This is a genomic window from Salmonella sp. A1325, assembly GCF_056991255.1.
Window position 1 is genome coordinate 1 of sequence record NZ_JAMLWO010000011.1, and the last position, 26,715, is coordinate 26,715.

At 53.6% G+C, this 26,715-nt stretch carries 20 protein-coding genes and 1 riboswitch; of the genes, 9 read left to right on the forward strand and 11 right to left on the reverse strand.

Features of this window, described 5'->3' with window-relative positions:
• Positions 1 to 311: 311 nt before the first annotated feature.
• Together murI and btuB are read right to left on the reverse strand one after the other, a co-directional pair.
• On the reverse strand, positions 312 to 1,163 hold the full coding sequence (gene murI, locus NAZ64_RS18375) for a glutamate racemase (protein WP_000201804.1): 852 nt from the start codon (positions 1,161 to 1,163) through the stop codon (positions 312 to 314).
• A complete protein-coding gene (btuB, locus tag NAZ64_RS18380; RefSeq protein ID WP_000591411.1) occupies positions 1,108 to 2,952 on the reverse strand; it encodes a TonB-dependent vitamin B12 receptor BtuB in 1,845 nt (614 codons plus the stop codon). The genes murI and btuB overlap by 56 nt, the downstream gene beginning before the upstream one ends.
• 66 nt (positions 2,953 to 3,018) lie before the next feature.
• Positions 3,019 to 3,211, reverse strand: a riboswitch (cobalamin riboswitch).
• A 114-nt stretch (positions 3,212 to 3,325) separates the two neighbouring features.
• Here btuB and trmA point away from each other — a divergent pair.
• Positions 3,326 to 4,426: a tRNA (uridine(54)-C5)-methyltransferase TrmA gene (trmA, locus tag NAZ64_RS18385; RefSeq protein ID WP_023200574.1), complete on the forward strand. Its 1,101-nt coding sequence runs from the start codon at positions 3,326 to 3,328 to the stop codon at positions 4,424 to 4,426.
• A 46-nt stretch (positions 4,427 to 4,472) separates the two neighbouring features.
• Here the strand turns inward: trmA and NAZ64_RS18390 are convergent, their stop codons facing one another.
• Both NAZ64_RS18390 and fabR read right to left on the reverse strand, forming a co-directional pair.
• Positions 4,473 to 4,832, reverse strand: coding sequence for a YijD family membrane protein (locus NAZ64_RS18390; RefSeq protein WP_000813838.1), 360 nt, complete (start codon positions 4,830 to 4,832; stop codon positions 4,473 to 4,475).
• Positions 4,833 to 4,847: 15 nt separating this feature from the next.
• On the reverse strand, positions 4,848 to 5,483 hold the full coding sequence (gene fabR, locus NAZ64_RS18395; protein ID WP_000971958.1) for an HTH-type transcriptional repressor FabR: 636 nt from the start codon (positions 5,481 to 5,483) through the stop codon (positions 4,848 to 4,850).
• A 198-nt stretch (positions 5,484 to 5,681) separates the two neighbouring features.
• Here fabR and sthA point away from each other — a divergent pair, with 198 nt between their 5' ends.
• Complete coding sequence (sthA, locus tag NAZ64_RS18400) at positions 5,682 to 7,082, forward strand: Si-specific NAD(P)(+) transhydrogenase (protein WP_001120789.1); 1,401 nt, start codon at positions 5,682 to 5,684, stop codon at positions 7,080 to 7,082.
• On the opposite strand, the gene oxyR is transcribed toward sthA, so the two are convergent.
• The 4 genes from oxyR to argC all read right to left on the reverse strand — a co-directional run bounded on the left by oxyR (position 7,065) and on the right by argC (position 11,548).
• Complete coding sequence (gene oxyR / locus NAZ64_RS18405; RefSeq protein WP_001025919.1) at positions 7,065 to 7,982, reverse strand: DNA-binding transcriptional regulator OxyR; 918 nt, start codon at positions 7,980 to 7,982, stop codon at positions 7,065 to 7,067. The genes sthA and oxyR overlap by 18 nt on opposite strands.
• A gap of 283 nt (positions 7,983 to 8,265) precedes the next feature.
• A complete protein-coding gene (gene argH, locus NAZ64_RS18410; protein ID WP_001230054.1) occupies positions 8,266 to 9,642 on the reverse strand; it encodes an argininosuccinate lyase in 1,377 nt (458 codons plus the stop codon).
• Between the two features lie 117 nt (positions 9,643 to 9,759).
• On the reverse strand, positions 9,760 to 10,536 hold the full coding sequence (gene argB / locus NAZ64_RS18415) for an acetylglutamate kinase (protein ID WP_001575262.1): 777 nt from the start codon (positions 10,534 to 10,536) through the stop codon (positions 9,760 to 9,762).
• A gap of 7 nt (positions 10,537 to 10,543) precedes the next feature.
• A complete protein-coding gene (gene argC, locus NAZ64_RS18420; protein WP_000935336.1) occupies positions 10,544 to 11,548 on the reverse strand; it encodes an N-acetyl-gamma-glutamyl-phosphate reductase in 1,005 nt (334 codons plus the stop codon).
• Between the two features lie 88 nt (positions 11,549 to 11,636).
• On the opposite strand from argC, the gene argE reads away from it, so the two are divergent.
• The 7 genes from argE to NAZ64_RS18455 all read left to right on the forward strand — a co-directional run bounded on the left by argE (position 11,637) and on the right by NAZ64_RS18455 (position 21,663).
• Entirely contained in the window at positions 11,637 to 12,788 is a 1,152-nt protein-coding gene (gene argE / locus NAZ64_RS18425) for an acetylornithine deacetylase (protein WP_000800208.1), read from the forward strand.
• Between the two features lie 368 nt (positions 12,789 to 13,156).
• A complete protein-coding gene (gene ppc / locus NAZ64_RS18430; RefSeq protein ID WP_001005549.1) occupies positions 13,157 to 15,808 on the forward strand; it encodes a phosphoenolpyruvate carboxylase in 2,652 nt (883 codons plus the stop codon).
• A 210-nt stretch (positions 15,809 to 16,018) separates the two neighbouring features.
• A complete protein-coding gene (locus NAZ64_RS18435; RefSeq protein ID WP_001528929.1) occupies positions 16,019 to 17,752 on the forward strand; it encodes a phosphoethanolamine transferase CptA in 1,734 nt (577 codons plus the stop codon).
• 160 nt (positions 17,753 to 17,912) lie between these two features.
• The gene (locus NAZ64_RS18440; protein ID WP_000274595.1) at positions 17,913 to 18,749 is read left to right on the forward strand and encodes a helix-turn-helix transcriptional regulator; all 837 of its coding nucleotides are present in this window, start codon (positions 17,913 to 17,915) and stop codon (positions 18,747 to 18,749) included.
• A gap of 254 nt (positions 18,750 to 19,003) precedes the next feature.
• Positions 19,004 to 19,666 carry a fructose-6-phosphate aldolase gene (gene fsa, locus NAZ64_RS18445; RefSeq protein WP_000424861.1) on the forward strand — a complete coding sequence of 221 codons (663 nt, stop codon included), beginning with the start codon at positions 19,004 to 19,006 and terminating at the stop codon, positions 19,664 to 19,666.
• Positions 19,667 to 19,677: 11 nt separating this feature from the next.
• On the forward strand, positions 19,678 to 20,781 hold the full coding sequence (gldA, locus tag NAZ64_RS18450; RefSeq protein WP_220569501.1) for a bifunctional L-1,2-propanediol dehydrogenase/glycerol dehydrogenase: 1,104 nt from the start codon (positions 19,678 to 19,680) through the stop codon (positions 20,779 to 20,781).
• A 258-nt stretch (positions 20,782 to 21,039) separates the two neighbouring features.
• Entirely contained in the window at positions 21,040 to 21,663 is a 624-nt protein-coding gene (locus NAZ64_RS18455; protein WP_000666692.1) for a DUF1287 domain-containing protein, read from the forward strand.
• 57 nt (positions 21,664 to 21,720) lie between these two features.
• Here the strand turns inward: NAZ64_RS18455 and katG are convergent, their stop codons facing one another.
• From katG to NAZ64_RS18470, 3 genes are all read right to left on the reverse strand, one after another.
• Positions 21,721 to 23,901 carry a catalase/peroxidase HPI gene (gene katG, locus NAZ64_RS18460; protein ID WP_020838265.1) on the reverse strand — a complete coding sequence of 727 codons (2,181 nt, stop codon included), beginning with the start codon at positions 23,899 to 23,901 and terminating at the stop codon, positions 21,721 to 21,723.
• A 164-nt stretch (positions 23,902 to 24,065) separates the two neighbouring features.
• Positions 24,066 to 24,956, reverse strand: a complete 891-nt coding sequence (gene metF, locus NAZ64_RS18465; RefSeq protein ID WP_000007507.1) for a methylenetetrahydrofolate reductase — start codon at positions 24,954 to 24,956, stop codon at positions 24,066 to 24,068.
• Positions 24,957 to 25,150: 194 nt separating this feature from the next.
• Complete coding sequence (locus NAZ64_RS18470; RefSeq protein ID WP_220569502.1) at positions 25,151 to 26,707, reverse strand: bifunctional metallophosphatase/5'-nucleotidase; 1,557 nt, start codon at positions 26,705 to 26,707, stop codon at positions 25,151 to 25,153.
• Between the last annotated feature and the right edge of the window lie 8 nt (positions 26,708 to 26,715).

Sequence of the window (26,715 nt, forward strand, 5' to 3'; positions counted from 1 at the left end):
ATTTTTCGTCCTAGGACGTCAAGAATCCGTATCTTCGAGTGCCCACACAGATTGTCTGATAAATTGTTAAAGAGCAGTGCCGCTTCGCTTTTTCTCAGCGGCGCGGGGTGTGCATATTACGCTTTCCCGCCTCAGAGTCAAGCGTTTATTTTCGCTTTTCTCCGTGAGGTTCTGGTCTGAACCCCGCTGACCCGGCGGCCTGTGTGCCGTTGTTCCGTGTCAGTGGTGGCGCATTATAGGGAGTTATTTCTGCCTGACAAGAGGAAATTTAAAATAATTTCTTAAGTGCCTGGTATTTACCCAAAACGCCATTAAACCGCCAGTTTTTCGAGCGTTTCAAAGCCATAACGCTGTAAAACGGGTAATAATTGTTCAGCTCCTGGCGTCATTGCCATGCAATAAGCAATATTGGCATCGGTTGATTTCGCATCCGGCGCTTCATGTTCCAACAGCCAGGCTGTACGACGCGCTATCGCCGCGCCGGAATCCACTAACCGCGTCCCTTCGGGCAGGACTTGCAAAAGCTCGTCCCGTAATAGAGGGAAATGCGTACACCCCAGAACGACCGTATCAGGCGGCTCCGGCATTCGTAGCCATGGACGTAATATGCGGCGCAGTTCTTCCAGCGATACCGAATCGCCATGTAATTTAGCTTCCGCCAGTTCCACCAGTTCTGCCGACCCCAACATGGCTATCTGACATTCATTAGCGAAGCGCGCAATCAGCTCGTGAGTATAAGGACGTTTGACCGTGGCTCTCGTCGCCAGTAGCCCGACGACGCCATTGGCGGTCAGCCGCGCCGCTGGTTTAATCGCAGGCACAACGCCCACCACCGGGAAGGCAAACTTTTCACGTAATGCGGGAAGTGAGACCGTACTGGCGGTATTACAGGCAATCACCGCCAGTGAAAGGGGATAGCGCTGCTGTACCGCAGTCACAATCTCGACAACGCGCTCGACGATAAACGTTTCGCTCTTTTCCCCGTAGGGGAAAGCCACGTTATCGAAAGCATATATATAGTGGAGATCCGGCAGGAGCCGCCGAATCTCATCATAGACCGACAATCCACCGACGCCGGAATCAAATACCAGCACGGTGGGACGTGGTTCAGAAGGTGTAGCTGCCAGACAAGGTGTATTCTCGTCCTGCAGTTTGGTAGCCATAAACTGTCTCGTAATCTTTGTCGAACAGGTTGGCTATTTTACCACGAACTGTCAGATGTGAGGTGACCGGATATGCAACCGTAAGATCCCATAAACTGACGCCGCCCATTTTTACTGTCCGGTATGGGTAAGCGGAGTAATCCGAATCATAGCGGGAACCAAGGTATTGATATGTCACCCCCCAGTCAAAATCGTAAACGTCCCAGTCAAGTTGATATTTTGCCATCTGTTTGGAACGCCGCGGTAATGGCGTATCGGTAATCGCATTACGCGCATCAACGTAATCGTAACTGACCGTATGCGTTAACGGTCCGGTATCGAAATTCGCCGTCGCCTCAATACCTTTAATGCGCGCCTTACCTTCGTTGTAATATTTTTGCAGATGATCGTCATAATCGATCATGTCATTAATATCGTTACGATAACCTGAAATACGCCAACTGACGCCAGCGGTTAGCCCTTCAAATGCGCCTTCCCACTGTTTACTCTTTTCAGGATTCAGGTTCGGATTACCGTAATAACCATACAGTTGGCCCAAATTAGGCGCTTTGTAGGAGGTTCCGTAGGAAGCAATAAAGCGATAACCTTCTATAAACTCCCATCCCGCGCTGGTTTGCCATGTACCGTGACGACCAAACTGGGAGTTGTCATCACTGCGCGCCGCCGCTTCCAGAGTGAAGTCACCCAACTGTTGTAATCCTGTCAGGTAAACCCCGGTATTACGCTGGTCATATCCCTCGGGCACATAGCCGGTACCAGGCGTGGTAGTCTGTTTCTGCCAGTCTACGCCCGCCCCAACATTACCGTGCCCCACGACCACACTGTTGGTCCATTGAACATTGTACTGTTTCATCTCATCCAGCGTGGCGGAGGTATCATACCGGCCATAGTGCGGATCATAGTTGTAATCTTTACTGTGGCTATAGCTTGAAACCAGCTGAGACTGAATACGTTCGCCATTAAAGCGCAGCCCGGCGTCCCAGCTTTGGCTATAAAGTTTGCGTGTATCAATCAGCGGCGAGCCCGGCGAGTAATAGGCGTCGTAATCGGTACGGTTATCGTAGCCATAACCACGCACGAATCCGCTCCAGCGATCAGAAAAGGTATGCTCTAACGCGCCATAAAGCGTTTTACTCAAAAAGCCGTCCCGGTCAGGCTGCGCCTGCATCCCGGTACCGCCTTTCGCTACCACGTCAAACCCTTTGGTATATTCGTAATCGCCGATCAACGTCGCCCGCGTGTTTTCGCCAAGTTGCTGTTGCGTCGAGAGGTCGTAATTCTGGTAGCTATTGCTTCCCCATCCAGCGGTTAATTCTGTGCCTGGGTTATCGCGCGTCGTAATGATATTCACTACGCCGCCGATAGCATCGGAACCATAAATAGCGGAACGCGGACCACGAATATATTCAATGCGCTGTACCAGCGACACCGGGAACTGGCTGAGATCGGCGGACCCGCTCACGCCTGCTAAATTCAGACGCACGCCGTCAATCAATACCAGTACATGGCTGGAGTTGGTGCCGCGAATGAAAATGGAGGAGTTTTGTCCGGCGCCGCCGCTCTGCGCAATATCGACGCCAGGCAAACGGCGCAGAACATCATTTACGGAGGTCGATTGCCAGCGTTCAATATCCTGACGCGTCACGATGGTAACGGGCGCCAGAACCGCGCTGCGCGGCTGCTGAAAACGGTTGGCGGTGACAACCAGGGTATCCGGGCTAGTGTCCTGCGCCCAAGCGGAAAAGGCCGTGACGGAGAACGCCGTCAGCAGCGTAGCTTTTTTAATCATTGTAAAGCATCCACAATATAAGAAGGATGCCGCAGGCTTCATCGATAGTACGCGATGATGAAAAACCAGATGCGACGTTAGCCGGCAGGTCTTCGGGCTTGGAGGGTTATCCGTTGGCTGGATAGCAGAAATGATGACTTCCCGCCGGAGGCAGTGTCTGCTTACGCTCTCATCTCACCTTTCCTTACCGCTGCGCGTCAGCTCCAGATTTTCACTGGATTCCCTATTAACTCACAGGACCGGCCCACGGATGCTACCGTCTGTCACAACACCCTGTCCAGACCGCGCATCACAAATCAGAAATCATCAATAGCTGGACATCCACTGAGCAATCCCTACAATCCCCGCGTACTTTTATTATTCAGGATGCGATATGACCCCCGAACATCTTCCGACAGAACAGTATGAGGCGCAGCTAGCCGAAAAAGTGGCGCGCTTGCAGAGTATGATGGCGCCGTTTTCTGACCTGGTTCCGGAAGTATTTCGCTCGCCGGTCAGTCACTATCGTATGCGTGCGGAATTTCGCCTGTGGCATGACGGCGATGACCTGTACCACATTATGTTTGATCAGCAGACCAAAAGCCGGATTCGCGTTGACACCTTCCCGGCGGCCAGCCAACTGATTAATACCTTAATGAAGGCGATGATTGCCGGCGTGCGCGATAATCATGCACTGCGGCATAAGCTGTTCCAGATCGATTATCTCACGACCTTGAGCAACCAGGCGGTAGTGTCGTTGCTGTACCATAAGAAGCTGGACGAAGAGTGGCGTGAAGCCGCCACTGCGTTACGCGATGCTTTACGCGCGCAAGGTCTGAACGTACACCTGATTGGCCGGGCTACTAAAACTAAAATCGAATTGGATCAGGATTATATTGATGAGCGTCTGCCTGTGGCAGGTAAAGAGATGATCTACCGCCAGGTCGAAAACAGCTTTACGCAGCCAAACGCCGCCATGAATATTCAGATGTTAGAGTGGGCGCTGGAGGTGACGAAAGACTCAAAAGGCGATCTGCTTGAGTTGTATTGCGGCAACGGCAATTTTTCTTTAGCGCTGGCGCGCAATTTTAACCGCGTGCTGGCAACCGAAATCGCCAAACCGTCCGTCGCTGCCGCACAGTACAATATTGCCGCTAATCATATTGATAATGTGCAAATTATTCGCATGGCGGCGGAAGAGTTTACCCAGGCGATGAATGGCGTTCGTGAGTTTAACCGCCTGCAGGGGATCGACCTGAAGCGCTATCAGTGCGAAACCATTTTTGTCGATCCGCCGCGCAGCGGTCTGGACAGCGAAACGGAAAAAATGGTGCAGGCTTATCCACGTATTCTGTACATTTCCTGCAATCCGGAAACGTTGTGCAAAAACCTGGAAACGTTAAGCCAGACGCACACGGTGTCTCGCCTGGCGCTATTCGATCAGTTCCCGTATACGCATCATATGGAATGCGGGGTATTACTCACCGCAAGGTAAAATGTACGTCGGATGGCCGGTTATACCGCCATCCGGCATTCGCACACTATTCCGCGGTGTCCTGCTTGCGGTTACGCAGTTTAAAGCCAATCCAGAATACCAGAATCACCGACAGCACCGCCGGGAAGAAATTAGAGCCAATATCCGGATATTCTGCACGCACGACGGTGCTATACAGTAAAACGCCAAGAATGAAACAAGCGGCGGCCAACCCCGGCAAACCTACCGGCATAGTACGATTTTGGTAGCGCTGATGCAGGCAATATACCGTCAGCACCAGCGAGATAACCGGGAATACGGAGAACGGCACAATAGCGCTAAACAGCGCCGCGAATGTGCCGTTAATCGATAAGCCAGCGATGAGCGCCAGCAACAGCGTACCTTTATCTTGACCTGACTGTTTCATTACTCGTCCTTCACGTTATTCGGAATGATGTGCTATTTTCTCTTGCTCACGGCGATACCAGTAATACGCCCCTTTCGCAATCATGCGCAGTTGCAATACCAGCCGCTCTTCTAATTGCCGACGCTGTTCAGCGCCGATGTCCAACGCCTCTGCGCCCGCGCTAAAAACAATAGTCACCATCGCTTCGGCCTGGGCTTCAGTAAACGCGCGCGGCATATGGTTTTCGAGTTCCAGATAGTCGGCAAGTTCCGCAATAAAATGCTGAATCTCCCGCGCGACGGCGGCACGAAACGCCGCTGAAGTGCCGGAACGCTCGCGCAACAACAGACGGAAGGCGTTGGGGTTGTTGCCGATAAACTCCATAAATGTGGAGACCGACGTGCGAATGACGCTGCCGCCTTTCGCGATGCGCTGTCGCGCCTGACGCATCAACTGACGCAGCATCAGACCGCTTTCATCCACCATCGTCAGGCCGAGTTCATCGACATCGCGAAAATGACGGTAAAACGACGTTGGCGCAATGCCCGCTTCACGCGCCACCTCACGCAAACTCAGGCTGGCGAAACTCCGCTCAGCGCTCAGTTGGCTGAATGCGGCTTCCACCAGCGAACGCCGGGTTTTTTCTTTTTGTTGCGCTCTAACACCCATCACAATGTCTGAATCCTTCCATATGCCTTATTCGGCACTATACCAGAGAATAAAAGTAACGGGTTCACACTGGATTGTGAATGATTGTTTACAGACAGTTTGTGCTCCGGCTTCGCAAAAAAGCACAACGATAATTGGGTTAAAGCTGGGCAAATGTTATCATCGTGTTTATTTTATGTATAAAAACAGGTGAGTAATACCATGCCACATTCCTGGGATTATGATGCAGTCGTCATAGGGTCAGGCCCCGGCGGTGAAGGCGCTGCAATGGGTCTGGTTAAGCAAGGAGCACGCGTCGCGGTGATTGAGCGTTATCATAACGTTGGCGGCGGATGTACCCACTGGGGCACCATCCCATCCAAAGCCCTTCGCCACGCCGTCAGCCGCATTATTGAATTTAATCAAAACCCGCTCTATAGCGACCACTCCCGTCTCCTTCGATCTTCTTTCGCCGATATCCTTAATCATGCCGATAACGTGATTAATCAACAAACGCGTATGCGTCAGGGGTTTTATGAGCGTAACCACTGTGAAATCTTGCAGGGCAACGCCCATTTTATTGACGAACATACCCTGGCGCTGGAATGCCATGACGGCACGGTTGAAACTCTGACGGCAGAAAAATTTGTTATTGCCTGTGGTTCGCGTCCTTACCATCCCAATGATGTGGATTTCTCGCATCCGCGCATTTATGACAGCGACTCAATCCTGAGTCTCCACCATGAACCGCGCCACGTTATTATTTACGGCGCCGGCGTTATCGGCTGCGAATATGCGTCCATCTTCCGCGGTATGGATGTGAAAGTGGATCTGATCAACACCCGCGATCGCCTGCTGGCCTTTCTCGATCAGGAGATGTCCGACTCTCTCTCTTACCATTTCTGGAATAGCGGCGTGGTTATTCGCCACAATGAAGAGTATGAGAAAATCGAAGGCTGCGATGATGGCGTCATCATGCACCTGAAATCCGGTAAAAAACTGAAGGCTGACTGCCTGCTCTATGCTAATGGCCGTACCGGTAACACCGATTCGCTGGCGCTGGAGAATATTGGTCTGGAAACAGACAGCCGTGGACAGCTCAAAGTCAACAGTATGTACCAGACCGCCCTGCCGCACGTCTATGCGGTGGGCGACGTGATTGGCTATCCCAGTCTGGCCTCCGCCGCCTACGATCAGGGGCGTATTGCAGCGCAGGCGCTGGTGAAAGGCGAAGCGACCGCGCATCTTATCGAAGATATCCCCACCGGGATTTATACCATTCCGGAAATCAGTTCTGTCGGCAAAACCGAGCAGCAGTTAACGGCAATGAAAGTGCCTTACGAAGTGGGCCGCGCGCAGTTTAAGCATCTGGCGCGAGCGCAAATCGTCGGCATGAACGTCGGCACGCTAAAAATTCTCTTCCACCGCGAAACCAAAGAAATTCTGGGGATTCACTGCTTTGGCGAACGCGCCGCCGAAATTATTCATATCGGCCAGGCGATCATGGAGCAGAAAGGTGGCGGTAACACCATCGAATACTTCGTTAACACCACCTTTAACTACCCAACCATGGCGGAAGCTTATCGGGTTGCGGCGTTGAACGGCTTAAACCGCCTGTTTTAACGCCTTATCGAAATGGCCATCCATTGCGCCACGGATGGCCTCTGCCAGTTGCTCATAACGGCTACGCAGCGGCGATCCAGGGCGATAAACCAGCCCCACGGTACGACGCGGCTCCGGCTTAATGCATGGCAGATAAACCACGCCGTCGCGCTTACGCTCCTGCGGTACGGCCAGCGCGGGGAGTAGTGTAATACCACTGCCCGCCGCCACCATGTTGCGCAGCGTTTCCAGACTGGTTGCCCGGAAATGGGTATCTTCATCCGCTCCCGCTTCAAAACAGAACCCCATCGCCTGATCGCGCAGACAGTGGCCATCTTCCAGCATCAGCAATTTCTCGCCCGCCAGGTCGGACATCGGCACGCGATCGCGATTCGCCCACGGATGATCCTCATAAATAGCCAGCATCATGGGCTCATCAAACAGCGGCACTTCGATAAACGCCTCGCTCTCTTTCACCAGCGCCAGAATAGCGCAGTCAAGCTTGCCGCTATCGAGTTGCGCTAACAACTGATGCGTTTGCGCCTCATGCAGATACATTTCCAGCTTCGGGAAAGTCTGGTGCAACATTGGAATGATAAGCGGCAGCAAATAGGGACCAATCGTTGGGATTAAACCAATATGTAGCGGGCCGGACATCGTCTCGCCTTGTTGGCTTGCCATCTCCTTGAGCACCTTGACCTCACGCAGTACGGTACGCGCCTGATCCACCAGCAGTAAGCCCGCCTGGGTAAACAGCACCTTACGGCTCGTACGCTCCAGCAGCATAACGCCCAGCTCATCTTCCAGCTTACGTATTTGCCCACTAAGGGTTGGCTGGCTGACGTGACAGGAGTCCGCCGCTCGCCGGAAATGGCGATGTTCGGCTAACGCCACCAGATATTCAAGATCACGAATATTCATTATTCATCCTCCGTCGCCACGATAGTTCATGGCGATAGGTAGCATAGCAACGAACGATTATCCCTATCAACCTTTCTGATTAATAATACATCACAGAACGGAGCGGTTTCTCGTTTAACCCTTGAAGACCCCGCCCGTTCAGAGGGTATCTCTCGAACCCGAAATAACTAAAGCCAACGTGAACTTTTGCGGACCTCTGGTCCGCTTTTTTTTGCGTAAAAAAGCCCGGCGTCGCTGATGCTCGGCCGGGCAGTATTACCTGATGGCGCTACGCTTATAAGGCCTACAACGCGAGGCGCGCCCTGGCATCGTCGATGGCCTGCGCCACCTGCTGCGGAGAAACGCCGCCTTTTGCCGCCCGTTTATCCAGACACGACTGCAAAGACAATATCGGATACACATCGTCGCCAATCACGCGGCTGAATTTCTGTAAATCGGCCAGCGGCAACGCTTCCAGCGGCTTACCCTGGCGAATGGCTTCTACCACCGCTTCGCCGACAATATGGTGCGCTTCGCGGAACGGCACGCCTTTCGCGACCAGGTAATCCGCCAGCTCCGTGGCGTTGGCATACCCCTGTTGCGCCGCGTCCTGACAACGTGGGCGTTTCACCTGAATACCGTCCAGCACCAACGCCGCCATATGCAGGCAGTCAAGCCAGGTATCGAGCGCATCGAACAGCCCTTCTTTGTCTTCCTGCATATCTTTGTTATACGCCAGCGGCAGACCTTTTAAGGTCATCATCATGCCGGTTAGCGCCCCTTGTACGCGACCGCACTTACCGCGAATCAGCTCCAGCGCGTCCGGGTTTTTCTTCTGCGGCATTAACGATGAACCGGAAGTCACGCGGTCAGAAAGCTCTACAAAGCCCGCTTCACCAGAATTAAAGAAAATCAGATCTTCCGCGAAGCGTGACAGATGCACCATGCCGATAGCCGCATCAGAAAGCAGTTCCAGTACGTGGTCACGATCGGACACGCTGTCCAGGCTGTTGCGGGTCGCAGACGTAAAGCCCAGCCAGCCTGCCAATTGTTCACGGTCAATTTCATAGGCCGTTCCCGCCAACGCGCCGCAACCTAGCGGACTCACGTCCAGACGTTTAAGCGTGTCCTGCAGGCGGCTTTCATCGCGCGCCAGCATTTCGACATACGCGAGACACCAGTGGGCGAAAGTCACCGGCTGCGCGCGTTGCAGATGGGTATATCCCGGCATTACCGCGTCCTGGTTCGCCTGCGCGGTTTCCACCAGCGCGCTCTGTAGCTGGCGGTTAGCGGTAAGCAGTTCCCTCACCGTCTCTTTGCACCACAGTTTCAGGTCCGTCGCCACCTGATCGTTACGGCTGCGTCCGGTGTGCAGCTTTTTACCCAACTGACCCACTTTGTCGATGAGCTTACCTTCCACCCAGCTATGGATATCTTCCGCATCGCTTTGCAGGATTTGCTGCGGATTCGCGCGAACCTCTTCCAGCAGCACGTTCAGCGCTTCTTCCAACTGTCGTTGCTCATCGGCAGTCAGTACGCCTACCGTGACCAATGCTTTGGACCAGGCCACAGAACCGACAATATCCTGCTCCGCCAGACGGTAATCGAAGCGCAACGAATCATTGAATTGTTTAAACCGCTGGTCTGCCGCCTGTGTAAAACGCCCACCCCAAAGTGCCATAATAGACTTCCTTAAATTCTTCGAATTTCACTGCCGGATGGCGCTACGCTTATCCGGCCTATAATTTCTGTTTACGCAGGCCCGATAAGGCGCAGCCGCCATCGGGCGAACAAATACTTAAGCCAGAATACGCGTGCCAATCGGCGTGCCGTTAAACAGTGCAGGCAATTGCTCCGCATGACGCCAGGAAGCGATATCCACCGGGCGACCCAGCGCCCGCGCAGCATCGAGAGCCGCATTCACTTTCACAATCATCCCGTCGGTAATAATGCCCTGGTCGATAAGCTGCTCGGCTTTGGACGCCGTCATTTCGGCGATACGCTGGCCTTTGCCGTCCAGAATACCGCTCACGTCGGAAAGCAGGATCAGATCGGCCCCCAGCGTCGCCGCCAGCGCGGTTGCCGCCTGATCGGCGTTGACGTTCATCAGTTGGCCGTCGTCTGTTACGCCAATGGAGCTGACCACCGGCAGAAAGCCGTTTTCCAGCAGCATGTTAATCAGCTTCGGCGACCCCGGCTGCGCCAGCCCGACGTGGCCTAACGCTTCATCGAGTTGGGTCACGTTTACGCTGTCGCCATCGCCCAGAAACAGACCAACAGAGGCGATATGGTGTTTCTTCGCCCAGGCCAGCAGAGTTTTGTTAGCGGTTCCCGCCAGCGCGCCTGTAATGATGCCAATCTGATCGGCAGGCGTCACGCGCAGGCCGTCTTTCTTTTTCACTGGCAAATTCAGCCCTTTCATCAGCTCATCCACCACGCAACCGCCGCCATGAACAATCACCAGCGGACGCTGATGGGACTCACGATAGTTGACCAGCGCGGTAAAAAGACGTTCCAGAGCCTCTTCGCTATCCAGTAATACGCCACCCAGCTTGATAATTAATGGATTCATCATTTCACCCTTAAATAAGAGACTGCGTTTCAGCGAAGCCAAAACGAATATTAGCGCACTGCACCGCCTGCGCCGCTGCGCCTTTCAACAAGTTGTCTTCGGTTGCCACCACAATCAGATGTTCGCCCTGGACGGCAAAACCAATATCGCAGAACGGCAGCCCGACGACGTTCTTTAACGCCGGAACGCCTTTGTCATACAGGCGCACCAGTGGTTTGTCGCCATAGGCTTTTTGCAACACATCGGCGACCTGCGCATGGGTTACTCCCGCTTTCAGGCGGCAGGTAATGGTTTCCAGAATCCCGCGCGGGAAATTCCCCAGATGCGGGGTGAAGATGACCTCCGCGCCCAGATGGACGGCGATTTCCGGCTGATGACGATGCGTAAACACACCATACGGTTGCAAACTCACTTCACAGAAACTGTTCGATATTGCCGCTTTGCGCCCCGCGCCGCTCACCCCGCTGGTGGCATTAATTACCGGCCACTGCGTCAGATCCAGAAGCCCGCCGTCAATCAGCGGTTTTAGCGACAACTGCGCTGCGGTTGGATAGCAACCAGGAACCGCAATCAGATTCGCCGTGTTCAGTTTATCGGCATTCCACTCCGCCAGACCGTACACCGCCTGCTCCAACAGCTCAGGATACTGATGAGTAAATCCGTAGTACTTTTCATAGAAGGCGCGATCGTTTACCCGAAACGCGCCGGAAAGATCGAATACGACGCATCCGGCCTGTAAAAATTGCGGCGCCAGATCGTGGCTCACTTCATGCGCTGTCGCCAGGAACACCACATCAACATCTGCACTAAAATCACGCACATCCGACATCGGTTGCAATGGCAGGTCGACAATCCCTTTTAACTGCGGATGTAAATCAGAAATTAACTTTCCTGCATCATTGCTTTGCGCTGAGACGGTCAAAGCGGTTATGGTCATATGTGGGTGGCGATTTACGTAGCTTACAAGCTCTGCGCCCGCATAACCGCTAGCGCCTACAATCAGCGTATTCAACATCGGGTTCCTTTATGCTCAACGTTAATGTATTTTTATTCATAATTAATGCATGAATATTGATACTATCATGACCTGAGGTGTGTCAACAATGAAAAACGTTTTACCGCCATTTATCGAGATTTACCGCGCTCTGATTGCCACACCGTCGATAAGCGCAACCGAAGAATCCCTGGATCAAAGTAATGCGTCTTTAATCACTTTGCTTGCAGGCTGGTTCAGCGATCTTGGTTTCAACGTAGAGGTTCAACCGGTTCCAGGAACGCGAAACAAATTTAATATGCTCGCCAGCACCGGACATGGCGCGGGCGGTTTGCTGCTGACCGGCCATACCGACACGGTTCCCTTTGATGACGGACGCTGGACGCGCGACCCGTTCACGCTGACCGAGCACGACAATAAGCTCTATGGCCTGGGCACTGCGGATATGAAAGGCTTCTTCGCTTTTATTCTGGACGCACTACGTGACGTTGACGTCACAAAGTTGAAAAAGCCGCTCTACATTCTGGCGACCGCCGATGAAGAGACCAGCATGGCGGGGGCGCGTTATTTTTCCGAAACCACGGCATTACGTCCGGACTGCGCGATCATTGGCGAACCGACGTCGTTGCAACCGATACGCGCGCACAAAGGGCATATCTCTAATGTCGTTCGCGTCCTGGGGCAGTCCGGTCATTCCAGCGACCCGGCGCGTGGGGTTAACGCCATTGAACTGATGCACGATGCGATTGGCCATATCATGCAACTGCGTGACTCGCTGAAAGCGCGGTATCACTACGAGGCGTTTACCGTTCCGTATCCAACGCTGAATCTGGGCCATATCCACGGCGGCGATGCCTCAAACCGTATCTGCGCCTGCTGCGAATTGCATATGGATATTCGTCCACTGCCGGGCATGACGTTAAACGACCTTAATGGACTGCTTAACGACGCGCTGGCCCCGGTAAGCGAACGCTGGCCTGGCCGCCTGACGGTGGCGGAATTACATCCGCCGATTCCAGGTTACGAGTGTCCACCGGACCACCAACTGGTTGAAGTAGTAGAAAAACTGTTGGGAACAAAAACCGACGTGGTGAACTACTGTACTGAAGCGCCGTTTATGCAGACATTATGTCCAACGCTGGTGCTTGGTCCGGGCTCAATTAATCAGGCGCATCAGCCGGATGAATATCTCGAAACGCGTTTTATTAAGCCAACCCGGGAATTGATTACCCAGGTAGTACACCATTTTTGCTGGCATTAATGCATATTGCCCGGTGACGTGATGTTTACCGGGCCTCCCCCGTCTTGTAGGCCGGATAAGCGCAGCGCCATCCGGCATCTCTACGCCACATGTTCATAAGCATTTCTTATTTGGCACGATGCGAATTAACTTTAATAAATTACCGCCATTTTTTCGTTTGCTGAACCGATTTCGCAGTAATTGACGCCACGGGTTTTACGTGGCTTTATAAAAGACGGCTAAAAAGCAAAGTCCGAAAAATTTCACGTCACAGCAAGGCGGCAAACGAGCCCATTCCGCAGAACTGGCATACGGGCGAGCGCAGCCACTGCCGCTGTGGCATGAAAGAGACAGGGCAATTACATTAAAGATGGGGTGTCTGGGGTCATATGAACGAACAATATTCCGCGTTGCGTAGTAATGTCAGTATGCTCGGCAAGGTGCTGGGAGAAACCATCAAGGATGCGCTGGGAGAACACATTCTTGATCGCGTAGAAACAATCCGTAAGCTATCCAAATCTTCACGCGCCGGCAATGAAGCTAATCGCCAGGAGCTGCTCACCACGCTACAAAATTTGTCTAATGACGAGCTGCTGCCAGTTGCGCGCGCGTTTAGTCAGTTCCTGAACCTGGCCAATACTGCCGAGCAATACCACAGCATTTCGCCAAAAGGCGAAGCCGCCAGCAACCCGGAAGTGATTGCCCGCACTCTGCGCAAACTGAAAAACCAACCGGACCTCAACGACGCAACCATCAAAAAAGCGGTAGAGTCGCTGTCTTTGGAGTTGGTGCTAACCGCCCACCCGACAGAAATTACCCGCCGTACGCTTATTCACAAGATGGGTGAAATCAATAACTGTCTGAAACAGCTTGATAATACCGATATCGCCGACTACGAACGCCACCAGGTGATGCGTCGCCTGCGCCAGTTGATTGCCCAATCCTGGCATACGGATGAGATCCGCAAGCAGCGCCCAAGCCCAGTGGATGAAGCCAAATGGGGCTTCGCCGTGGTTGAGAACAGCCTGTGGCAGGGCGTACCTAACTATCTGCGTGAACTGAACGAACAGCTGGAAGAAAATCTCGGCTACAAATTGCCGGTGGATTTTGTGCCGGTACGTTTTACCTCCTGGATGGGCGGCGACCGTGACGGCAACCCGAACGTGACGGCGGATATCACCCGCCACGTACTCTTGTTAAGCCGCTGGAAAGCCACCGATCTGTTCCTGAAAGACATTCATGTTCTGGTATCAGAACTGTCGATGGTCGACGCCACGCCGGAGCTGCTGGCGTTAGTGGGCGAAGAAGGCGCGTCTGAACCGTATCGCTACCTGATGAAAAAATTGCGCGCCCGTCTGATGGCGACCCAGTCCTGGCTGGAAGCGCGTCTGAAAGGCGAGAAACTGCCCAAACCGGATGGCCTGCTGACGCAAAACGAGCAGCTCTGGGAACCTCTGTACGCCTGCTACCAGTCGTTACAGGCCTGCGGCATGGGCATTATCGCCAACGGCGAGTTACTCGACACGCTCCGCCGCGTGAAGTGTTTCGGCGTACCGCTGGTGCGTATTGATATCCGTCAGGAGAGCACCCGCCATACCGAAGCGCTGGGCGAAATTACCCGCTACCTTGGTATTGGCGACTACGAAAGCTGGTCGGAAGCCGACAAGCAGGCCTTCCTGATCCGCGAGCTGAACTCCAAACGTCCGCTGCTGCCGCGTAACTGGGAGCCGAGCAACGATACCCGCGAAGTGCTTGAAACCTGCAAGGTTATTGCCGAAGCGCCAAAAGGGTCGATCGCCGCCTACGTGATTTCAATGGCGAAAACGCCGTCTGATGTGCTGGCTGTGCATCTGCTGCTGAAAGAGGCAGGTATCGGCTTTGCCATGCCGGTCGCGCCGCTGTTTGAAACCCTCGACGACCTGAACAACGCCGACGACGTGATGACCCAGTTGTTGAATATCGACTGGTATCGCGGGCTGATTCAGGGTAAGCAGATGGTCATGATCGGCTACTCCGACTCGGCGAAAGACGCCGGCGTTATGGCCGCGTCATGGGCGCAGTATCAGGCGCAGGACGCCCTGATCAAAACTTGTGAAAAAGCCGGCATCGAGCTCACCCTCTTCCACGGCCGCGGCGGCTCTATTGGCCGTGGCGGCGCGCCAGCCCACGCGGCGCTGCTTTCGCAACCGCCAGGCAGTCTGAAAGGCGGTCTGCGCGTGACCGAGCAGGGCGAGATGATCCGCTTCAAATACGGCCTGCCGGAAGTCACCGTCAGCAGCCTCTCGCTTTACACCAGCGCAATTCTGGAAGCAAACCTGCTGCCGCCGCCGGAACCGAAAGACAGCTGGCGTCATATTATGGATGAGCTTTCCGTGATCTCCTGTGAAACCTACCGCGGCTACGTGCGCGAAAATAAAGACTTTGTACCGTACTTCCGCTCCGCGACGCCGGAGCAAGAGCTGGGCAAATTGCCGCTCGGCTCACGTCCGGCGAAACGTCGTCCAACTGGCGGCGTCGAATCGCTGCGCGCGATTCCGTGGATCTTCGCCTGGACGCAAAACCGCCTGATGCTGCCAGCCTGGCTGGGCGCGGGTACTGCGCTGCAAAAAGTGGTGGAAGACGGTAAACAAAGCGAACTGGAAGCCATGTGCCGCGACTGGCCGTTCTTCTCCACGCGTCTTGGAATGCTGGAAATGGTATTCTCGAAAGCCGACCTGTGGCTGGCCGACTATTACGATCAGCGTCTGGTTGCGAAAACGCTATGGCCGCTGGGCAAAGAGCTACGAGACCTGCTGGAAGAAGACATTAAAGTGGTGCTGGCGATTGCCAACGATTCGCACCTGATGGCCGACTTACCGTGGATTGCGGAGTCCATTCAGTTAAGAAACGTTTATACCGATCCATTAAACGTGTTGCAGGCCGAGTTGCTGTATCGTTCCCGTCTGACTGAAGAGCAGGGCAAATCGCCCGATCCTCGCGTCGAACAGGCGTTGATGGTCACGATTGCGGGCGTCGCCGCCGGTATGCGCAACACCGGCTAACGCCAAAAGAAAGCCGCCCTCACGCAGTTATGTGGGGGCGGCATGAAATACTGCTGTCATCCTCGTCATTTTTTCAATATATTCCTGTCTGCATTTTATGCATTTGTAAATCTTTCTTAGCAAAACGTGCGGCATAAAGCAGGTTTGCTTCAGATTCTTTTAAGGTTCAGGCGTTACGTTTGGCGCTACGATTAAAGACAGGCTCTCATTATGCAATCCACATTACTCCAGACTAAACCCGCGTTTAGCTGGAAAGCCCTGGGCTGGGCACTGCTCTACTTTTGGTTCTTTTCCACCCTCCTGCAGGCCATTATTTATCTCACCGGATACAGTGGGACAAACGGTCTGCGGGATTCGCTACTGTACAGCTCACTGTGGCTGATCCCGGTCTTTCTGTTTCCAGGCCGCATCCGGGTTATTGCTGCCGTTATTGGCGTCGTACTCTGGGCCGCCTCGCTGGCGGCGCTGAGCTATTACGTAATCTACGGGCAGGAGTTCTCGCAAAGCGTGCTGTTTGTGATGTTTGAAACCAACGCCAATGAAGCCAGCGAATATTTAAGCCAATATTTCAGTCTGAAAATTGTTCTTGTCGCGCTGGCTTATACGGTGGCGGCGATTTTGCTGTGGACACGTCTGCGCCCGGTTTATATTCCATCCCCCTGGCGTTATCTGGTGTCGTTTGCCCTGCTGTACGGGCTGATCCTCCATCCCATCGCGATGAATACCTTTATCAAGCATAAGTCGATGGAGAAAACGCTGGATAGCCTGGCGTCACGAATGGAACCCGCAGCGCCGTGGCAATTTATTACTGGCTACTATCAGTACCGTTTACAGCTCGCCTCGCTGAATAAACTGCTGAATGAAAACGATGCCCTGCCGCCGCTGGCTAACTTCAAAGACCACTCCGGCGATGCGCCGCGCACGCTGGTACTGGTGATTGGCGAATCGACCCAGCGTGGCCGTATGAGTCTGTACGGTTATCCGCGCGAAACCACGCCGGAACTGGACGCGCTGCATAAAACCGACCCCGGGCTGACCGTGTTTAATAACGTGGTAACTTCGCGACCGTACACCATTGAGATTCTGCAACAGGCGCTAACGTTCGCGGACGAAAAGAACCCGGACTGGTATCTGACGAAGCCATCGCTGATGAATATGATGAAACAGGCCGGGTATAAAACCTTCTGGATCACTAACCAGCAGACGATGACGGCGCGTAATACCATGCTGACCGTGTTCTCTAAGCAGACTGATAAGCAGTTCTATATGAACCAGCAGCGCACTCAAAGCGCACGCGAATATGACAGCAACGTGCTGGCGCCGTTTAAAGCGGTGTTAGCCGACCCGGCGCCGAAAAAATTCATTATTGTGCATCTGCTGGGAACGCACATTAAATACAAGTTCCGCTATCCAGAAAACCAGGGCAAGTTTGATGGTAAAACCGACCATGTTCCGCCGGGATTAAGCAGCGACGAACTGGAGTCGTATAACGATTACGACAACGCGAACCTGTATAACGACTATGTTGTCGCCAGCCTGATTAAGGACTATAAAGCGACCGATCCGAACGGTTTCCTGCTCTACTTCTCCGATCACGGTGAAGAAGTGTATGACACGCCGCCGCATAAGACGCAGGGACGAAACGAAGATTCGCCAACCCGTCATATGTATACGGTGCCGTTCCTGCTGTGGACCTCAGAGAAATGGCAGGCGGCGCATCCGCGCGACTTCTCACAGGATGTCGATCGTAAGTACAGCAGTTCCGAGCTTATCCATACCTGGTCGGACTTAGCGGGCCTGACCTATGATGGTTACGACCCGACGCGTTCCATCACCAACCCGCAATTCAAAGAGACCACGCGCTGGATTGGCAACCCGTATAAGAAAAATGCGCTGATTGATTATGATACGTTGCCGTATGGCGATCAGGTCGGTAATCAATAGCCTATATGTTGCCCGATAACGCTAACGCTTATCGGGCCTGGCGTGCTTCTCTCCCGTAGTCCGGATAAGGCGCAAAGCGCCGCTATCCGGCAATAATCGCTTGAGGACATCGGTTTTCGACGTTACTGTTTCCTCTGTTTGCGATCGGCAGGGGATTATCATGTATCACGACGTCAGCCACCTTCTCTCCCGTCTCATCAACGGCCCGCTGCCACTGCGCCAGATTTATTTTGCCAGCGCCAGCGGCCCAGCGCCGGAACTGGCGTACCAGGTGGATTTTCCACGGCTGGAGATTGTGCTGGAGGGCGAGCTTACTGACATGAGCATTACCGCCCCGCTCATTCCTTGCGATGTTCTCTACGTTCCGGCTGGCGGCTGGAACATCCCGCAATGGCAAACGCCCGTCACCACCCTGAGCATTCTGTTTGGCAAACAGCAGTTAGGTTTCAGCGTGGTCCACTGGGACGGTCAGCAGCATCAAAACCTCACGAAACAGCATGTTGCGCGCCGCGGCCCGCGTATCGGCTCTTTCCTGTTACAAACGCTTAATGAGATGCAGATGCAGCCGCAAGAGCAGCAAACGGCCAGATTGATTGTCGCCAGCCTACTAAGCCATTGCCGCGATCTGCTCGGCAGCCAAATCCAGACCGCCTCTCGCAGCCGCGCGCTTTTTGAAGCCATTCGGGAGTATATTGATGAACGCTACGCCGCGCCGTTGACGCGCGAATCGGTAGCACAGGCGTTTTATATCTCGCCAAATTACCTCTCGCACCTGTTCCAGAAAACGGGGGCCATCGGCTTTAACGAATACCTGAACCATACGCGACTGGAACACGCCAAAACGTTGCTGAAGGGCTATGACCTGAAAGTGAAAGAGGTGGCGCACCGCTGCGGCTTTGTCGACAGTAACTATTTCTGCCGCCTGTTTCGCAAAAATACGGAACGCTCGCCGTCGGAGTATCGCCGCCAGTATCACAGCCAGCTAACGGAGAAATAATCCACACGCCAGTAAAGAGAATACAGTAGATAAAACGCGCATTTACTGGATTATTGTAATATCAATGCAAAAACCTCACTCCCCCACATGGCATACAACAGCACGTTATACGTTAATCATCACCAACTTGTGAAGTAAATCACACTTTACCAAGAGCATCACATTTGTCCAGTTTTTGGCAGATTTGTCACATAGCGTATCCGGGGCACGCTCCTTTATCCTGTCCATAACGAAAACTCACGAAGAGAAAGACTATGGAACTCTATCTGGATACCGCTAACGTGGCGGAAGTTGAACGTCTGGCGCGCATTTTCCCGATTGCCGGCGTCACCACCAATCCAAGCATTGTGGCAGCCAGCAAAGAACCTATCTGGGATGTGCTGCCCAGGCTGCAAAACGCCATCGGCGAAGAAGGCACTTTATTTGCGCAGACCATGAGCCGCGACGCGAAAGGGATGGTGGAAGAAGCCAAACGGCTGAATAACGCCATCCCCGGCATTGTGGTTAAAATTCCGGTGACCGCCGAAGGTCTTGCAGCGATTAAATTGCTGAAAAAAGAAGGCATCGTGACGCTGGGCACCGCCGTCTACAGCGCATCGCAGGGCCTGCTGGCGGCGCTGGCGGGCGCAAAATATGTCGCTCCCTACGTCAACCGCGTTGATGCGCAGGGCGGCGATGGCATTCGTATGGTTCAGGAGCTGCAAACGCTACTGGAACATCACGCTCCCGACAGCATGGTGCTGGCGGCCAGCTTTAAAACGCCGCGGCAGGCGCTGGATTGCTTACTGGCAGGTTGCCAGGCGATTACCCTTCCTTTAGATGTAGCGCAACAAATGCTCAATACGCCTGCGGTAGAGTCAGCAATAGAGAAGTTTGAGCAAGACTGGAAAAACGCTTTTGGTAATCTGAACCTGTAGGGGAGAAATGTATGGATCGCATTATTCAGTCACCAGGTAAGTATATTCAGGGTGCAAACGTCATCGCGCGTCTTGGCGATTATTTAAAACCAATGGCGAACAACTGGCTGGTTGTGGGCGATAAATTCGTGCTGGGATTTGCCGAAGAGACGCTGCGCAAAAGCCTGACGGATGCCGGTTTGTCAGTAGAAATCGCCCCGTTTGGCAGCGAATGTTCGCAAAATGAGATCGACAGGCTGCGCGCCGTCGCCGAAAAAAGTCAGTGTGGCGCCGTACTGGGTATCGGCGGCGGTAAAACGCTGGATACCGCCAAAGCGCTGGCGCACTTTATGAACGTCCCGGTCGCTATCGCGCCGACCATCGCCTCTACCGACGCACCGTGCAGCGCGCTCTCGGTTATTTATACCGATGCCGGTGAGTTTGACCGTTATCTGTTGCTGCCGCATAACCCGAATATGGTCATTGTCGATACGCAGATAGTGGCGGGCGCGCCGGCGCGTCTGCTGGCAGCCGGTATCGGCGATGCGCTGGCGACCTGGTTTGAAGCGCGCGCCTGCTCACGCAGCGGCGCCACCACAATGGCGGGCGGTAAGTGTACACAGGCCGCGCTGGCGCTGGCGGAGCTATGCTATAACACGCTGATCGAAGAAGGCGAAAAAGCCATGTTGGCCGCCGAACAGCACGTCGTCACGCCAGCGCTGGAACGCGTCATCGAAGCCAACACCTACCTGAGCGGGGTCGGTTTTGAAAGCGGCGGTCTGGCCGCAGCACACGCGATTCATAACGGTTTAACGGCGATTCCGGATGCGCACCACTATTATCACGGTGAGAAGGTCGCTTTCGGTACGCTGACGCAACTGGTGCTGGAAAACGCGCCGGTCGAAGAAATCGAAACCGTTGCGGCGCTGTGCCATTCCGTTGGCCTGCCGATTACGCTGGCGCAACTGGATATTAAACAGGATATTCCGGCAAAAATGCGCACCGTCGCGGAAGCCTCCTGCGCAGAAGGTGAAACTATTCATAACATGCCTGGCGGCGCAACGCCGGATGAAGTGTACGCCGCGCTGCTGGTTGCCGACCAGTACGGTCAACGCTTCTTGCAGGAATGGGAATAAGGTCTGAGCAATACTCCTGACGATAGTCAGGAGTATTTCAGCTTGCTGACCCAACAGAATTCATTTGCCGAATATCGACACAGGCACCTTATCTGGCCTTGTTATCCAATCATCCAGGCCGGGTAAGCGAAGCGCCATCATCAGGTATTCCATAGCCTGGAATCAGTCCATTTTGTCCTGAAATAGACTTTTTTATCACGCACCATTCTCTCCGCGGAAAGTCAAATGACGTACTGACACACTTCACGGACGAAGAAGATGAAATTCGCACAGGCACTTATCGGTATTCTTGCTGCTTTTTTTATTAGCCATACCTCTCATCATTCGCCACGCTCTGATACCAGACCAATAACCGTTCAGGCGCAAACTAATGCTGCAATCGCCCAAAGTGCCGGGACGCAAATAGGTAAGACGCTATTTTATGATGCTGCCTATGTTCGTCTGGATTATCCGAATGGCGATCTTCCGCTGGAGCGTGGCGTATGTGCAGATGTCGTCATCCGCGCGCTGCGCAGTCAGCAGGTTGATTTACAGAAACGGGTACATGAAGACATGCAGGCGCATTTCTCTGCCTACCCGAATAACTGGAAGCTGAAACGCCCGGACAGCAATATCGACCATCGCCGCGTTCCGAATCTGGAAACCTGGTTCCAGCGTCAAAACAAAGCGTTGCCGGTGACAGATAAATATAGCGATTATCAACCGGGAGATATTGTCTCCTGGCGACTGGATAACGGCCTTGCGCATATTGGCGTGGTATCCCTGAACGTCACGCCTGAAGGGGTGCCGCTGGTTGTGCATAACATAGGCGCGGGAGCACAGGAGGAAGATGTATTATTTAACTGGAAAGTAACGGGGCATTTTCGTTATTTTTCGCATTAAACGCGGAAAAAGTCAGCGACTACCGAATAGCAGCCGCTGACGAATTAACCTATCAGATTATTGCAGATCGAAACGGTCCAGGTTCATCACTTTCACCCATGCCGCGACGAAGTCCTTCACAAACTTCTCGTGCGCATCGCTACACGCGTAAACTTCCGCCAGCGCGCGCAGTACGGAGTTGGAACCAAACACCAGATCGGCGCGGGTCGCCGTGTATTTCACCTCGCCAGTCAGACGATCCCGGCCTTCGAACAGCTCATTAGATTCGTCGGTCGGTTTCCACTCGTAACGCATATCCAGCAGATTAGCGAAGAAGTCTGTGCTGAGCACGCCCGGTCTGTCGGTAAAGACACCGTTCTGGCTGCCGTCAAAGTTGGTTCCCAGCACACGCATCCCGCCAACCAGTACCGTCATTTCCGGCGCGGTCAACGTTAACTGCTGCGCTTTATCAATCAACAGCGATTCGGTCGTCGACACATCCAGACGCGCACGATAGTTACGGAATCCATCGGCAATCGGTTCAAGCAGCGAGAACATCTCGATGTCGGTCTGATCCTGACGCGCATCCACCCGGCCCGGCGCAAAAGGTACGCTGATGCTGACACCCGCAGCAGCGGCCGCCTGCTCGATACCAACCACGCCCGCCAGCACAATAATATCGGCCAGCGAGGCTTTATTCGTCGTTTTCTGGATCTCTTCTAATACCGGCAGAACGCGAGCCGCAACGGCGTTGACCTCCCAGTCGCGCTGAGGCGCTAATGCCAGACGCGCGCCGTTAGCGCCGCCACGCTTATCGCCGCCGCGGAAAGTAGACGCAGATGCCCAGGCAACCGAAACCATCTCGCTAATAGAAAGCCCGGATGCAGCGATCGCCGCTTTCAGGTTGATAATGTCTTCCTGCGTTGGCTGGTAGAGCGGTTGCGGCAATGGGTCCTGCCAGATCAGATCTTCTTTCGGCACTTCCGGTCCGATGTAACGCGCTTTTGGTCCCATATCTCTGTGCGTCAGTTTGAACCAGGCACGAGCAAAGGCTTCATTAAAGGCCTGAGGATCGTTAAGGAAACGACGGGAAATCTTCTCGAACTCCGGATCAAAACGCAGCGTCAGGTCGGTGACCAGCATGGTTGGCTTACGTTTTTTCGACGGATCGAACGGGTCCGGGATGATGTCCGGCGCGTCTACCGCTTCAAACTGGATAGCGCCAGCCGGACTACGGGTTTGTACCCACTCATATTTGAACAGGTTCTCGAAGAAATAATTGCTCCACTGGGTCGGCGTCTGCGTCCAGACCACTTCCAGCCCGGAGGTGATAGCATCCGCGCCAACGCCGCTACCATAGCTGCTGGCCCAACCTAAGCCCTGCGCTTCAATCGGCGCGGCTTCCGGATCGGCCCCTACATGGGATGCCGCTGCCGCGCCGTGGGTTTTACCGAGGGTATGCCCGCCAGCGATCAACGCCACGGTCTCTTCGTCGTTCATCCCCATATTGCCAAAGGTAGCGCGAATAGCGGCGGCGGCAGAAAGTGGTTCGCCGCTGTGATCCGGCCCTTCCGGGTTAACGTAGATAAGGCCCATCTCGGTCGCGCCCAGCGGCGCTTTTGCCAGCGCTTCAGGGTGTCGGTGAGTCAACCAGGCTTTTTCATCGCCCCAGTTCACATCCAGATCCGGTTCCCAGACATCTTCACGCCCGGCGCCGAAACCGAAGGTACGGAAGCCGGAGTTTTCCAGCGCCACGTTACCCGCCAGAATAAACAGGTCGGCCCAGGAAATTTTCTGGCCATATTTCTGCTTAATCGGCCACAACAAACGACGCGCCTTATCGAGGCTGACGTTATCCGGCCAGGAGTTAAGCGGCGCAAAACGCTGTTGACCACGACCCGCGCCGCCACGACCATCAATAGAACGGTAGGTGCCAGCGCCATGCCAGGCCATACGAATAAACAAACCGACATAGCTGCCCCAGTCGGCGGGCCACCACGGTTGTGAATCGGTCAGCAGCGCCTTGAGATCCCCTTTCAGGGCGGAGTAGTCTAACTTGCTAAACTCTTTGCGGTAGTCAAAGTCTTCACCCAGCGGGTTAGAACGGTTGGAATGTTGATTCAAAAGATCCACACGAAGCTGGTTCGGCCACCAGTCGCGGCTGGCAGTCCCTGCGCCTGCGCTTCGGTCATGCCCCCCCTGATGGAAAGGACATTTTCCAGTGGATAACGTGTTATGGGTATCGTCGGTCGTGCTCATATCTCAGCTCCCTTTTAAAGTGTTACCGTTACGATATACACCAGGAGCAAATAGATATAGTTGAATTAATCCACAGATTCGATAGCTAATACCTTTTATATTTTTAGTTACAGAGATGTAGATCAATATGAGGTGTAATAAAGCTCCCGGCAGGGAGCTGGAGATTATAAACCGGGTCTTACGCCCAGCGTGTGGCAAATGGCATAACTCATTTCCGCACGATTCAACGTGTAGAAGTGGAAATCCTTCACTCCTTCGCGGCTTAAAATTTTCACCATGTCCATCGCAATGTTAGCGCCCACCAGCTTGCGGGTTTCTGCGTCATCATCCAGCCCCTCAAACATCAGTGACATCCAGGACGGAATGCGGACATTGGTCATATCGGCAAATTTTTTCGCCTGTTTAAAATTAGACACCGGTAAAATGCCGGGAATAATTTCTACGTCGATACCGGCGGAAACACAGCGGTCACGAAAACGCAGATAGCTTTCCACATCGAAGAAAAATTGGGTTATCGCGCGGTTAGCGCCAGCATCCACTTTACGCTTCAGATTAAGCAGATCGGCCTGCGCGCTTTTCGCTTCCGGATGTACCTCCGGATAGGCCGCTACTGAAATATCGAAATCGGCCACCTCTTTGAGCAAACCAACCAGATCGGCGGCGTACATCTCCGGCTTACCGCTGCCCGGCGGCAAATCGCCGCGCAAAGCGACAATGTGGCGGATACCGTTATTCCAGTAGTCGCGGGCGATGGTGCGCAGCTCATCGCGCGTGGCGTCAATACAGGTAAGGTGCGGCGCGGCCTCAAGCCCAGTACGCTCTTTAATGCCTTTAATAACGCTATGGGTGCGGTCGCGTTCCCCGGAGTTGGCGCCATACGTTACCGAAACAAACTTCGGTTTCAGACTGCTCAGGCGATCGATGGAGTTCCACAGGGTTTGCTCCATTTCACTGGTGCGCGGCGGGAAAAATTCAAACGAAACGTTAATCTGACCCTGTACTTCCGCCAGGCTCTGATTCAGGGCTTCCCGCTGGTTGGCGTGAAAAAAGCTCATACCTTACCTCATCAATCGCATGTTATTATTTGTTGTGTTGTAAACATCTATCCGTTTAGACGTCCAGATGTAAAAATGACGGAAAAGCAGAAGGACGTCAACTGAAAAATCACGCTAAAGAATGAGGAATATTCAGCAAAGTTGAATTTTCTTCATGTCACGCCGCGACACTGAACGCGCCGCGGCAGGGGAAATTACTTCTTCACATCCGCAACGCGCATCCCTTTGAGCTGCTCATCCGTGATGGTGTTGCCCGCCTTAAAGTAATCAACTATCGCATTCGACACATAGTAGCCGCCGGAGGTGTTCCGCGCCTGGCCTTCCGTGAATGCCGCAAAACCATCGCCGCCGTCGGCAAGGAAGCTGTTGGTAGCGATGTGATAAACCGTAGCATCGTCAATCGGCTTGCCATTGAGCGTCAGCACGGTAACCCGCTGGCCGACAGGTTTGCTGCTGTCATACTTCATCTCCAGCCCTTTAGACACCTGCAATACGCCGTTGCTTAATCCAGCGCCATGCTCCATCAGGCTGCGCAATTGTTTACCGGTTAAATCCATCGTGACCAGTTCATTAGGGAACGGGAAGGTACTGATTACCGCCCCCATCGTCACCGCGCCAGCCAGGATTTCGTTGCGGATACCGCCAGAGTTAGTAAGCGCTAACTGGGTGTCTTTCCCCGCCGTAAAAAGCAGCGCATCCGCCGCCAGATTCCCCAGCGACGACGATTCGCCATACGCGCGGGTCAGCTCAACCGGCGATTGCGCCACCGTCTGCTGCACGACTTTATCGAGCTTTTTGTTCCAGCCGTCGATCACCTGTTTCGTTTGCGGATCGGGCTTCCACTCATCAGCAAAAATGGTCTTCAGCTCGAAGTTCTTCACGGTAAACTGATGCGGCTTTTCCTGGTAGTCCAGCACCAGTTTGCCGACATCAATGCCGCCGCTGTCCGTTGAGAGGATCAGCGTATTACCGACTTTAATCGGTTCTGGCGTACCGACATGCGCGTGGCCGGTAATCAAAATATCCAGCCCTTTTACCTGACTTGCGGTCTGAATATCTTTATCCAGCGCGCGTCGCACATCGGTATTCCCCATGCTGGACTGGCGGGCCGGGGTGCCTTCGTGGATCAGCGCGACGGTCAGATCGACTTTACCTTTAAGTTCATCAATGTAACGTTGCAGCCACTTAATCTCATCGCGTGCCTCAATGCCCACGCGCGTCGCCGCAGAAACCGTATCATTAAAAGCAAAGACACCGTGTAAGCCGATTACGCCAATCTTGACGCCATCTTTTTCAACAATGGTGTACGGCTTATCCCAGAAGGATTTACTGCTGTCCTCATAAAAAATATTGCCCTGCACGATAGGGAATTTCGCCCGGCTCAGTTGCAACAATGTATTGTCCCAGCCATGATCGAACTCATGATTACCGATAGTGGCAGCGTCATACTGCATGGTATTCAAAATATCGATAATCGCTTTACCCTTCGTCAGACTGCTGATATACGGTCCGGTAAAGTAATCTCCGGCATCAAAAAACCACGTCGCCTTATTTTTGGCTTTTTCCTGCTTCACCAGCGTAGTGATATTGGCCCAACCGCCAATATCGCGTTTACCGTCAGCAATCCACGGCACTTTATAAGGCTCCACATGGGCGTGTAGATCGTTGGTGTAAATAATGGTGACATCTTTGGCGCAGGCCCAGAACGGCAGCGTGAACAAAATACCGGCAGCAAGCAGTTTTACTTTCATAAATAAGT